The 12332-nt window shown below is 67.4% G+C and carries 10 protein-coding genes; 6 read left to right on the forward strand and 4 right to left on the reverse strand.

Translation table 11 applies throughout. The features are described from left to right. Positions 1–106: 106 nt before the first annotated feature. On the reverse strand, positions 107–1858 hold the full coding sequence (rho, locus tag VG543_RS07880; protein WP_019660840.1) for a transcription termination factor Rho: 1752 nt from the start codon (positions 1856–1858) through the stop codon (positions 107–109). A 228-nt stretch (positions 1859–2086) separates the two neighbouring features. Continuing rightward, the gene (trxA, locus tag VG543_RS07885) at positions 2087–2416 is read right to left on the reverse strand and encodes a thioredoxin (RefSeq protein WP_005411275.1); all 330 of its coding nucleotides are present in this window, start codon (positions 2414–2416) and stop codon (positions 2087–2089) included. Between the two features lie 509 nt (positions 2417–2925). Here trxA and rhlB point away from each other — a divergent pair. The 6 genes from rhlB (at position 2926) to rpoH (ending at position 9145) form a co-directional block, all read left to right on the forward strand. Further along, a complete protein-coding gene (gene rhlB / locus VG543_RS07890) occupies positions 2926–4650 on the forward strand; it encodes an ATP-dependent RNA helicase RhlB (protein ID WP_019660839.1) in 1725 nt (574 codons plus the stop codon). Positions 4651–4794: 144 nt separating this feature from the next. After that, on the forward strand, positions 4795–5481 hold the full coding sequence (ftsE, locus tag VG543_RS07895) for a cell division ATP-binding protein FtsE (protein ID WP_032129538.1): 687 nt from the start codon (positions 4795–4797) through the stop codon (positions 5479–5481). 2 nt (positions 5482–5483) lie between these two features. Next, entirely contained in the window at positions 5484–6431 is a 948-nt protein-coding gene (ftsX, locus tag VG543_RS07900) for a permease-like cell division protein FtsX (RefSeq protein WP_019660838.1), read from the forward strand. A 7-nt stretch (positions 6432–6438) separates the two neighbouring features. Further along, positions 6439–7281 carry a response regulator gene (locus tag VG543_RS07905; protein WP_019660837.1) on the forward strand — a complete coding sequence of 281 codons (843 nt, stop codon included), beginning with the start codon at positions 6439–6441 and terminating at the stop codon, positions 7279–7281. Next, complete coding sequence (gene ung / locus VG543_RS07910; protein WP_423178197.1) at positions 7278–7991, forward strand: uracil-DNA glycosylase; 714 nt, start codon at positions 7278–7280, stop codon at positions 7989–7991. The genes VG543_RS07905 and ung overlap by 4 nt, the downstream gene beginning before the upstream one ends. A 278-nt stretch (positions 7992–8269) precedes the next feature. Beyond that, positions 8270–9145 carry an RNA polymerase sigma factor RpoH gene (gene rpoH, locus VG543_RS07915; protein ID WP_423178195.1) on the forward strand — a complete coding sequence of 292 codons (876 nt, stop codon included), beginning with the start codon at positions 8270–8272 and terminating at the stop codon, positions 9143–9145. A gap of 135 nt (positions 9146–9280) precedes the next feature. On the opposite strand, the gene purD is transcribed toward rpoH, so the two are convergent. Beyond that, a complete protein-coding gene (gene purD / locus VG543_RS07920) occupies positions 9281–10564 on the reverse strand; it encodes a phosphoribosylamine--glycine ligase (protein WP_423178194.1) in 1284 nt (427 codons plus the stop codon). Between the two features lie 61 nt (positions 10565–10625). Beyond that, positions 10626–12209 carry a bifunctional phosphoribosylaminoimidazolecarboxamide formyltransferase/IMP cyclohydrolase gene (purH, locus tag VG543_RS07925; RefSeq protein ID WP_423178193.1) on the reverse strand — a complete coding sequence of 528 codons (1584 nt, stop codon included), beginning with the start codon at positions 12207–12209 and terminating at the stop codon, positions 10626–10628. Between the last annotated feature and the right edge of the window lie 123 nt (positions 12210–12332).

Genomic DNA, 12332 nt, shown 5'->3' on the forward strand with positions numbered 1-12332 from the left:
CGAATTATCGCCAAAAGTAGGAGGCGGCAAAGTGAAACAGGTCGCCCTGCAGGCAAAAAAAAACCTGCCGCAGCGAGCGGCAGGCTTCTTCCGATGCAACGCCGGATCAGCGCTTCATCGAACCGAAGAACTCGTCGTTGGACTTGGTGTTCTTCATCTTGTCCAGCAGGAATTCCATCGCGGCCATTTCGTCCATCGGATGCAGCAGCTTGCGCAGGATCCAGATCTTCTGCAGCAGTTCCGGCTCGATCAGCAGGTCTTCGCGGCGGGTGCCCGAACGGTTGATGTCGATGGCCGGGAACACGCGCTTTTCAGCAATACGGCGGCTCAGGTGCACTTCGCTGTTGCCGGTGCCCTTGAACTCTTCGTAGATCACCTCGTCCATCTTCGAACCGGTGTCCACCAGCGCGGTGGCGATGATGGTCAGGCTGCCGCCTTCTTCCACGTTGCGCGCGGCACCGAAGAAGCGCTTCGGGCGGTGCAGGGCGTTGGCGTCCACGCCACCGGTCAGCACCTTGCCCGAGCTCGGCACCACGTTGTTGTAGGCACGGGCCAGGCGGGTGATCGAGTCGAGCAGGATCACCACGTCCTTCTTGTGCTCGACCAGGCGCTTGGCGCGCTCGATGACCATTTCGGCCACCTGCACGTGGCGCGCGGCCGGCTCGTCGAAGGTCGAGCTGATGACCTCGCCGCGCACGGTGCGCTGCATTTCGGTCACTTCTTCCGGGCGCTCGTCGATCAGCAGCACGATCAGGTGCACGTCCGGGTGGTTGGTGGTGATGGCAGTAGCGACCTGCTGCATCATCATGGTCTTGCCGGCCTTCGGCTGCGACACGATGAGCGAGCGCTGGCCCTTGCCCTGCGGCGCCATCAGGTCGAGGATGCGGCCGGTGATGTCTTCCGACGAACCGTTGCCACGCTCCAGGGTGAAGCGGCGGCGCGGGAACAGCGCGGTCAGGTTCTCGAACAGCACCTTGTTCTTCGACGCTTCGATCGGCTCGCCGTTGATGGTGTCGACGATGTTCAGCGCGAAGTAGCGCTCGCCGTCCTTCGGGAAGCGGATGCGGCCGGAGATGTGGTCGCCGGTGCGCAGGTTGAAGCGGCGGATCTGGCTGGGCGAGATGTAGGTGTCGTCCGGGCCGGCCAGGTAGCTGGCTTCAGCCGCGCGCAGGAAGCCAAAGCCATCCGGCAGGATTTCCAGCACACCGTCGGCGGCAACGCCATCGCCGTGGCGGGTCAGCACCTTCAGCAGGGCGAAGATCACATCCTGCTTGCGGGCGCGGGCCACGCCTTCGGAGATCTGCAGCTGCTCGGCGATTTCCAGCAGCTTCTGTGCCGGCATGCGCTTGAGGTCGCTCAGCGAATAGACCGGGAAGCCCTCGGGCACGTTGGCGTGCGGGCGCGGCACGAACGGCTGCTGCTCGCCGCCGTCGTTGGGCATGCCCTCGTCGCGGAAGCGGTTGTTGCGGTCACGGTCGCGGCGGTTGCGGAAGCGGTCGCGGCGGTTGCCCTGCCCCTGGCCCTGCTGGCCATTCTGGTTGTATGGGTTCTGGCCCTGGTTCTGGCCGCCCCCCTGATGGTTGTGCTGCTGGCGCGGCTGGCCGGATTCGCGGCCTTCGCTGCCTTCGCCACCGCCACTGCTGGCAGGGGCCTCGGCGGCGGGCGCGCTCGGTGCAGGTGCTGCGGCAGGCGCCGGCGCGGGAGCTTCGGGCGCGGAGGCCAACGGCAGCGTCGGCTGCGCCGGAGCGGCGCTGGTTTCGGCGGCTGCCGGGGCGGCGGCCTTGCTCACGCGGGGCTTGCGCACACGCTTTTCGGCGGGCGCATCGGCGCTGCCGGTTTCGGAAGTGTTATCGGACAAGAGCGTTATTCCTCGCTTGAAGGTGCGAGCGCCCGGCTGGGGCGGCGAACGTTGGGAATGGGTCTGGAAGAAACTGCGTCCAGAGGGTGCGGCACGCGAACGCGGCCGGATATGCCGACACTATCATCGGCCTGCGGCGCCATGCAAGGGTCGCCGGGAACAGCATTCATCATGGGCGCAGGGGCGCCGCCGGCAGCCGCGTTCGGCGGCTGCCGGAGAACCGCAGGATCAGGCCAGGGCCTTGTCCAGCAGGCCGGCCAGCTGGGCCTTGCCCACCGCACCGATCTGCTCGCCGACCTTCTCGCCGTCCTTGAACACGACCAGGTACGGAATCGAACGCACGTGGTATTTGGCGGCCAGCGCACGGTTGTGGTCAACGTTGACCTTGGCGATCTTGGCGCGGCCCTGGTAGGCATCGGCCAGTTCGTCCAGCGCCGGGGCGATCATCTTGCACGGGCCACACCACTCGGCCCAGAAATCGACCAGCACCGGTTCCTTGGAATTCAGCACTGCGCTATCAAAGTCGGCATCGCCGACATGTACAACCTTGTCGCTCATCTTGGTTTCTCGTCTTGGATTGCACCCGGCCATGCCGGAGGTGGGTGAACTGGGCCATGCCCGGTGGCGCGACCCTCGTCGTTGCCTCGCGGCGCACTGCCGCGGTGCGTTCGGCGGGATGCCTGGACGCTCACGGCCGGCAGTGTACCCCTATCGCAGGGCAGGGACAGGCGCCGGTTGGAACCCAGCGTATCGTGATCGCTTCGATGGCCGGTATGTGTCGGATTTCACTGTCTTCCTGTACATGGGGCTGGCAGTGGGCGACACCAGCGAACCCGGGCAGGCCGTTCAAGTCCGGTGTGGCTGGGTGAAGGTGGCGTCTCTGGATGCCATGAGACGCCGCATTCCGGTTTGCCTGCCCGAGTGCGGTAAACTGGGGCATTGTGCGGCGCGCGGACCGGGTGGTCCCAGCCTGCCAACCCGCCGCAGGGGCCGCAGTTTGCGACGGTGCCCCCAGACGCTGAAGTGCCAGCCGCCCCACGGGCCGGCGGCCATACCAAGACGGACTCATGAGCGACAAACCGCTGACCGATTTGACCTTCTCCTCCTTCGAGCTGCATCCGGCCCTGCAGGCCGGCCTTGAAGGAGCCGGATTCACCCGCTGCACCCCGATCCAGGCGCTGACCCTGCCGGTCGCGCTGCCCGGCGGTGATGTTGCCGGCCAGGCCCAGACCGGCACCGGCAAGACCCTGGCCTTCCTGGTCGCTGTCGTGAACCGCCTGCTGACGCGTCCGGCGCTGGCCGATCGCAAGCCGGAAGATCCGCGCGCGCTGATCCTCGCCCCGACCCGCGAGCTGGCCATCCAGATCCACAAGGATGCGGTGAAGTTCGGTTCCGACCTGGGCCTGCGCTTCGCCCTGGTCTACGGCGGCGTGGATTACGACAAGCAGCGCGAGCTGCTGCAGCAGGGCGTGGACGTGATCATCGCCACCCCGGGCCGCCTGATCGACTACGTCAAGCAGCACAAGGTGGTGTCGCTGCACGCCTGCGAGATCTGCGTGCTGGACGAAGCCGACCGCATGTTCGACCTGGGCTTCATCAAGGACATCCGCTTCCTGCTGCGCCGCATGCCCGAGCGCACCACCCGCCAGACCCTGCTGTTCAGTGCCACCCTCAGCCATCGCGTGCTGGAGCTGGCCTACGAGCACATGAACGAACCGCAGAAGCTGGTGGTCGAAGCCGAGACCATCACCGCCGCGCGCGTGCGCCAGCGCATCTACTTCCCGGCCGACGACGAAAAGATTCCGCTGCTGCTGGGCCTGCTGTCGCGCAGCGAAGGCGCGCGCACCATGGTCTTCGTCAACACCAAGGTGTTCGTCGAACGCGTCGCCCGTTCGCTGGAAAAGGCCGGCTACCGTGTCGGCGTGCTGTCCGGCGATGTGCCGCAGAAGAAGCGCGAGAGCCTGCTCAACCGCTTCCAGAAGGGCCAGCTGGAAATCCTGGTGGCCACCGACGTGGCCGCGCGCGGCCTGCACATCGACGGCATCAAGTACGTCTACAACTACGACCTGCCGTTCGACGCCGAAGACTACGTGCACCGCATCGGCCGTACCGCGCGCCTGGGTGAGGAGGGTGATGCGATCAGCTTCGCCTGCGAACGCTACGCCATGGGCCTGCCGGACATCGAGGCCTATATCGAGCAGAAGATTCCGTCCGAACCGGTCACCAAGGAACTGCTGACCCCGCTGCCGCGCCCGGAACGCCCGGCGCCGGCGGCAGGCGAGGAAGGCGAGGACAACGAAAGCGTCGGCCAGATCTTCCGCGAAGCGCGCGAAGCCCGCGCCGCCGAGGAAGAGCGTCGGGGCGGTGGCCGCAGCGGCGGCCGCTCAGGCAGTGGTGGTGGCCGCGGTAGTCGCGACGGTGAACGCAGCGGCGAACGCCGTGCGCGTGGCCCGCGCAAGCCGCGCGTGGAAGGCGAGCAGGGCGCTGCCGCCGCGGTTGCCGGTGCCGAAGGCGCCGCCGCCCAGGCCCCGCGTCCGCCGCGCCCGCCGCGTGCCGAAGGCGCACCGGCAGCCACGGTGGACGGTGAGCACAAGCCGCGCAAGCGCCGTCGTCGTCGCCACGGCCGTCCGGTCGAAGGTACCGAGGGTGTACAGGCCAACGCCGGCAACGGCGCCAGCCCGGTGACCCCGGTGCAGGTGGTGGCCAAGCCGGTGCGTACCGCCGCCGATACCGGTGACTCGTTCCTGACCCGCATCGGCCGCAAGATCCGCCGGATGCTGTCGGGCAGCTGATCGGCGCTGCCGATCAGCGGGTAGCACCCGACCGTTGGTCGGGTGGCTTTGAAAGGTGTGCCGACCAACGGTCGGCACCCACCAGGCGGGGCCGGTGGCACCCACCGTCTCCACGACGTCGCGCCGGTCCTGCATAATCGGGGCATGAGTGTCCTGCGCTTCGACAATGTCAGCAAACAGTACGCCGGTGGCCACGAGGCGCTGACCGATGTCAGCTTCGAGGTCGCGCCGGGCGAGATGCTGTTCGTCACCGGCCATTCCGGTGCGGGTAAAAGTACGCTGCTCAAGTTGATCCACCTCGACGAGCGGCCCAGCCGCGGCGCGGTGGTGTTCGACGAGCGCAACCTGCTGAAGGTGCGCGGCGGCGACGTGCCGCGCCACCGGCGCGCGGTGGGGGCGGTCTACCAGGACCACCGCCTGCTGATGGACCGCTCCATCGCCGAGAACGTTGCACTGCCGCTGATCCTGCGCGGTACCCGCCGTAGTGACATCAACAAGCGCGTGCGCTCGGTACTCGAGCGGATGGGGCTGGGCCATCGCGAGAAGGCGCTGCCCTCGCAGCTGTCGGCCGGCGAACAGCAGCGCGTCGGCATCGCCCGCGCGATCGTCGGCGAGCCCAAGCTGCTGGTGGCCGATGAGCCGACCGGCAACCTCGACCCCACCCTGGCAGCGGAGATCATGGCCCTGTTCGCCGAGCTGCCCGCGCGCGGCACCAGCGTGCTGGTGGTCAGTCACGACCTGCCGCTGCTGCGCCGCATGCGCAAGCGCGTGCTGATCCTTGACCACGGCCGGCTGGTGGATGACATCTCGCCGCAGGACCTGGCGGAGTAACCATGGCGAAGAACGAAAACAGCGAAGCCGCCGCCCCCTCGCGCGTGGGCGTCTGGTTCCAGCACCACGTGCACAGCGTGGTGTTCAGCCTGGGCCGTGCCTGCCGCAAGCCGTGGGCGACCCTGCTGACGGTGATGGTCATGGCGCTGGCGTTGGCCCTGCCACTGGGCCTGTCGATCGCGCTGGACAACCTCAAGCAGTTCGCCGGCAGCGTGCAGCAATCACGCGACATCAACGTATTCCTCAAGGGCAACGTCGATGGCCCCGGCGCGCTGCGCCTGGCTGGCCAGCTGCGCGACCGCGACGACGTGGCCGAAGTGAACGTGCGCACGCCCGAGCAGGGCCTGCAGGAACTGCGCGATGCCGGCCTCGGTGAGGCGATCGATGCGCTCAACGACAATCCGCTGCCCTCGCTGCTGGTGATCACCCCCGGCCAGGGCAAGGACGACGCACGCCTGGCGCGCGCGCTGGAAAGCCTGCCCGAGGCCGACCTGGTGCAGCACGATGCGCTGTGGCGCCAGCGCCTGGATGCCTGGCTGGCGTTCGGCGCGCGGCTGGTGCAGGTGCTGTCGGTGCTGCTCGGCGCGGGTGCCGCGCTGGTGGTCGGCAACACGGTGCGCCTGGACATCCAGGCGCGCCGCGAAGAGATCGGCGTGCTGCAGCTGCTTGGCGCCAGCGATGGCTTCATCCGCCGCCCCTTCCTGTATCTGGGTGCGTGGTATGGCCTGGGCGCAGGCGCGGTTGCACTGGCCCTGATCGGCGCCGCCGGTGCCGCGCTGCGCGTGCCGCTGGCCGAACTCTCGCGCAGCTACGGCAGCCCGTTCGTGCTGCATGGCCTGGACCTGCTGCATGGTGGCCTGGTCCTGCTCGGCACGCTGCTGCTGGGCTGGCTGGGTGCCTGGCTGGTGACCGGCCACTTCCTCCGCCAGACCCGCCCGACCGATACCTGAGACCGGCATGCAACCGCAAGCGCTGAAGCACCTTGAAGGGCCCGCGACGCGGGTGATGGTGGTCGATGGCTCGAAGCTGGTCCGCAAGCTGATCGCCGACGTCCTGCAGCGCGACCTGCCGGGCGTGGAGGTGATTGGCTGCGACAGCATCGAAGACGCGCAGCAGGCGCTGGCGCAGGGCCCGGTGGACCTGGTGACGACCTCGCTGACCTTGCGTGATGGCGACGGCCTGGCGCTGGCGCGCATGGTCCGCGAAGCGGCCGGACAGGCCTATGTGCCGGTGATCGTGGTTTCCGGCGACGCCCAGCAGCACCTGGAGCAGCGCCGTTTCACCGAGTACGTCACCGACTATTTCGACAAATCCCTGGGCCATGAAGCGCTGGCGACCTTCATCCGTGGCTATGTGCAGCCGCAGACCATCCCCGGCGCCACCATCCTCTATATCGAGGACAGCCGCGTAGTGGCCGAGGCCACCAAGCGCATGCTCGAGCGGCAGCAGTTGAACGTGCTGCACGTGGTCAGCGCCGAAGAGGCCTTCACCCTGCTCACCGCCGAGTCGCTGGGCCGCAGCCGCCACCGCATCGACCTGGTGCTGACCGACGTCACCCTGAAGGGCGAGCTGAGCGGCCGCGACGTGGTGCAGCGCGTGCGCGTGGACTTCGGCTACGGCAAGCGCCGCCTGCCCGTGCTGGTGATGACCGGCGACGGCAACCCCCACAACCAGACCGGGCTGCTGCAGTCCGGTGCCAACGACCTGGTGCTCAAGCCGATCGAAGAGCGGCTGCTGGTCACCAAGGTGCTGTTCCAGCTGCGCCTGGCTCGATTGAATGATGGACCTTTGTTGCGATGATCGATGAAGTAACCGACACCCCGACGATCCAGCTGGAACCGAGCTGGAAGCAGCACGTCGGTGAGTACTTGTTGCAGCCGCAGATGCGCGAGCTGTCGGCCTTCCTGCGCCAGCGCAAGGCCAGCGGTGCGGCGGTGTTCCCGCCCGGGCCGCAGATCTTCGCAGCGTTTGACGCCACGCCGTTCGAGCAGGTGAAGGTGGTGATCCTCGGCCAGGACCCGTACCACGGGCGCGGCCAGGCCCACGGCCTGAGTTTCTCGGTACCGCCCGGCGTGCCGGTGCCGCCGTCGCTGCTGAACATCTACAAGGAGATCGAGAGCGATCTCGGTATCCCGCGCCCGGACCACGGCTGCCTGATCCCGTGGGCGCAACGGGGCGTGCTGCTGCTCAATGCCGTGCTGACGGTGGAGGAGGGCAAGGCCGGCGCGCACCAGGGCCGTGGCTGGGAAGGCTTCACCGATCACGTGGTGGACGTGCTCAACCGCGAACGCGAAGGCCTGGTGTTCATGCTGTGGGGCGCCTATGCGCAGCAGAAGGGCAAGGTCATTGATACCCGTCGCCATCGCGTTCTGAAGGCCCCGCATCCGTCGCCGCTGTCGGCCCATCGTGGCTTCCTCGGCTGCCGCCATTTCTCGATGGCCAACGAGTATCTGCAGCGTCGCGGCCAGGCCCCGATCGACTGGTCGCTGCCGCCGCGCTCGGTGCTTTGAGCGCCGGCTGGCGGCCGGGCCTGAACGCCGGACAACGTTCCCTGGCCTGAATGGGCCTCCAGAACGGCCCGTTCAGCTCCGCTTGACCGGAATCGGCCGGTTCCCGGCAGGTAATTGCTTGAATTCCAAGGGATTGTGAATCCCGAAAAGCGCGCTCGCCACTGTCATCAAATCGCGCTACGGTAGGGCTCTGTTTGGGACCAGTGTTGCATCAATAGGATGCTGGAACTTTTTCCTCCTTTAGCAGTCCAAATCCCGGACTGCTAAGATGGGTGCCTATGAGCCAGAACACCTCTACTGCCCTTGTGGCAAACAATCTCCCGATTCCCAGTGCGCTCGGTTCGCTGGACGCCTACATCGGTGCCGTGCACCAGATCCCGGTGCTGTCGGTCGATGACGAACAGGACCTGGCCCGTCGCTTCCGCGACGGCAATGATCTGGACGCCGCCCGCGAGCTGGTGCATTCGCACCTGCGCTTCGTGGTGCACGTGGCCCGCGGCTACAACGGCTACGGCCTCGCCCTGGGCGACCTGATCCAGGAAGGCAACATCGGCCTGATGAAGGCGGTCAAGCGCTTCGACCCGGACATGGGCGTGCGCCTGGTCTCCTTCGCCGTGCACTGGATCCGTGCCGAAATGCACGAGTTCATCCTGAAGAACTGGCGCATCGTGAAGGTCGCCACCACCAAGGCGCAGCGCAAGCTGTTCTTCAACCTGCGCAGGTCGAAGACGCGCCTGGGCTGGATGAACGCGGCGGAAGTGAGCGCGGTGGCCAAGGACCTGAACGTGTCCGAGCGCGAGGTCATGGAAATGGAGTCGCGCCTGTCCGGCCGCGATATCGGTTTCGATGCGCCGTCCGACGAGGACAACGAACACGCCCCGCCGTCGCCGGCTGCGTTCCTGGTTGCCGATGACGAAGACCCGTCGATGGCCTACGAGCGCGAGGACAGCGAAGACAACCAGATGCAGCTGCTGCGCGAAGGCCTGGCCGAATTGGATGCGCGTTCGCGTGACATCATCCGCCGCCGTTGGCTGGATGCCGACAGCAAGGTGACGCTGCAGGAACTGGCAGACGAGTACGGCGTGTCGGCCGAACGCATCCGCCAGGTCGAGGCGAATGCCCTGAAGAAGATGAAGGCGCTGTTCACCGCGTAAGGCGGGGAGGCGTTGAAGCAATGAAAAGGCCCGGCACTGCCGGGCCTTTTCTTTTCGGTGGCGTTCTCATCCATGCATGGCGTGGATCTACCCAATGTCAGTAGAGCCACGCCATGCGTGGCTGCGGCGCGGTCGTCACTCTTCGCGTGCGATCGCGCGCCAACCAATGTCGTTGCGGTGGAATTCGTTGGCCCAGCTCACCTTGGCTACGCCGGCATAGGCATTGGCCTGCGCGTCGCGCACGCTGTCGCCCAGTGCGGCCACGCACAGCACGCGGCCGCCGGCGCTGACCACCTGGCCCTGCGCATCCAATGCGGTACCGGCATGGAACACCTTGGCAGCGGCCGGCACGTCGTCCAGGCCGGAAATCACGTCACCGGTGATCGGCGCTTCCGGGTAGGGCTTCGCCGCCAGCACCACGCCCAGCGACGGGCGCGCATCCCACTGTGCCTCGATCTGGTCCAGGCGGCCATCAATCGCCGCTTCCACCAGGTCCACCAGATCCGACTGCAGGCGCAGCATCACCGGCTGGGTTTCCGGATCGCCGAAGCGCACGTTGAATTCGATCACCTTCGGTGCGCCGCTGGCATCGATCATCAGGCCGGCGTAGAGGAAGCCGGTGAACGGGATGCCGTCGGCGATCATGCCCTGCACGGTGGGATTCACCACCTCACGCATCACGCGGGCGTGTACTTCCGGGGTGACCACCGGCGCCGGCGAGTACGCGCCCATGCCGCCCGTGTTCGGGCCGGTGTCGCCGTCGCCGACGCGCTTGTGGTCCTGCGAGGTGGCCATCGGCAGCGCATGCACGCCATCGACCATCGAAATGAAGCTGGCTTCCTCGCCGTCGAGGAACTCCTCGATGACCACGCGCGCGCCGGCATCGCCGAAGGCGTTGCCCGAGAGCATGTCACGCACGGCGTCCTCGGCTTCGGCCTGGGTCATCGCAACGATCACACCCTTGCCGGCGGCCAGGCCATCGGCCTTGACCACGATGGGGGCGCCCTTCTCGCGGATGTAGGCCAGCGCGGCGTCCACGTCGGTGTGCACGGCGTAGAACGCAGTGGGGATGTTGTGGCGGGCCAGGAAGTCCTTGGCGTAGGCCTTGCTGCCTTCCAGCTGCGCGGCGGCTGCGGTCGGCCCGAAGATGCGCAGGCCGGCGGCGCGGAAGCGGTCGACCACGCCGGCCACCAGCGGTACTTCCGGGCCGACCACGGTCAACGCCACGCCTTCAGCCTGGGCCAGCGCCAGCAGGCCGTCGATGTCGGTCACCTTCACCGCCACGTTGCAGCACTTGTCTTCGCTGGCGGTACCGGCGTTGCCGGGCGCCACGATCACGTCGGTGACACGGGAGGACTGGGCCAGCTTCCATGCCAGGGCGTGTTCGCGGCCGCCGGAGCCGATGACGAGGATCTTCATGGGACAGGGTTCTCGGATACGGAAAAGAAAAGCCGGGCAGGGCCCGGCTTGGTGATGCGGATCAGTGGCGGAAGTGGCGCACGCCGGTGAACACCATGGCCAGGCCATGTTCGTCGGCAGCGGCGATCACTTCGGAATCGCGCATCGAACCGCCCGGCTGGATGACCGCCTTGATGCCGGCGGCAGCGGCGGCATCGATGCCGTCGCGGAACGGGAAGAACGCATCGGAGGCCATCACCGAACCCTCGACCACCAGGTTCGCGTCGGCGGCCTTGATGCCGGCGATGCGGGCCGAGTACACGCGGCTCATCTGGCCGGCGCCGACACCGATGGTGCGGTTGTCCTTGGAATAGACGATCGCGTTGGACTTGACGAACTTGGCCACCTTCCAGGCAAACAGCAGGTCGCTGAACTGCTCGTCGGTCGGCGCCAGCTTGCTGACCACCTTCAGCTCGTCGCGGGTCATGCCGCGGTTGTCCGACGACTGCAGCAGCAGGCCCGAGCCGACGCGCTTGCTGTCGAAGTTGTTCAGGCCGTCGCCATGCGGGATGCGCAGCACGCGTACGTTGGCCTTCTTCTGCGCGTACTCCAGCGCGGCCGGCTCGTAGTCCGGGGCAATCAGCACTTCCACGAACTGGCGGTCCAGGATCACCTTGGCGGTGGCGGCGTCCAGCGGCGTGTTGAAGGCGATGATGCCGCCGAAGGCGCTGGTCGGGTCGGTGGCGTAGGCCAGCTCGTAGGCATCGCCGTTGCCGGCGCCGACGGCCACGCCGCACGGGTTGGCGTGCTTGACGATGACGCAGGCCGGCGCATCGAACTGGCGCACGCATTCCCACGCCGCGTCAGCATCGGCCAGGTTGTTGTAGCTCAGTTCCTTGCCCTGCAGCTGCTGGAACGTGGCCAGCGTGCCCGGCACCGGGTACAGGTCGCGGTAGAACGCGCCGCTCTGGTGCGGGTTCTCGCCGTAGCGCAGGTCCATCACCTTCACGAAGGTCGAGTTCATCTGTGCCGGGTACTCGGCACGCACCGGCACGGCGGCGTCGGTGGCGGTGACCGCCGACAGGTAGTTGCTGATCGCCGCATCGTACTGGGCGACGCGGTTGAACGCGGCCACCGAGAACGCGAAGCGGGTGGCAGCCGTCAGCTGGCCGTTGTTGGCCTCCAGCGAGGCCAGCAGCTCGGGGTACTGCGACGGGTCGGTGGCCACTGCCACGCGGGCGAAGTTCTTGGCCGCCGAACGCAGCATGGCCGGGCCGCCGATGTCGATGTTCTCGACCGCGTCGGCCAGGGTGCAGTCGGCCTTGGCGGTGACCGATTCGAACGGGTACAGGTTCAGCACCAGCAGGTCGATGGCGCCGATGCCGTGCTCGGCCATCACCGCGTCATCCAGGCCGGAGCGACCCAGCAGGCCGCCGTGCACCATCGGGTGCAGGGTCTTGACCCGGCCGTCCATCATTTCCGGGAAACCGGTGACCTCGGCCACGTCCTTCACGGCCAGGCCCGCCTCGCGGATCGCCTTGGCGGTGCCGCCGGTGGACAGCAGCTCCACGCCGCGTGCCGCCAGCGCAGTGGCCAGCTCGACCAGACCGGTCTTGTCGGAAACGGAGAGGAGGGCCCGGCGGACGGGCAACAGATCAGCAGTCATGGGACGGAATCGGCAGCGGAGCGGGGCCGATATTGTAGGCGGTGGGGGCCGGTGGCGGGCGCCGCAGGGGCAGATTTGCCGTGGCAGTTGACGTAAAGGCGGGTCGGGCACATCGATCCGGCC

The organism is Stenotrophomonas sp. CASM101 (assembly GCF_049384845.1).
Lineage (GTDB): Bacteria > Pseudomonadota > Gammaproteobacteria > Xanthomonadales > Xanthomonadaceae > Stenotrophomonas > Stenotrophomonas hibiscicola.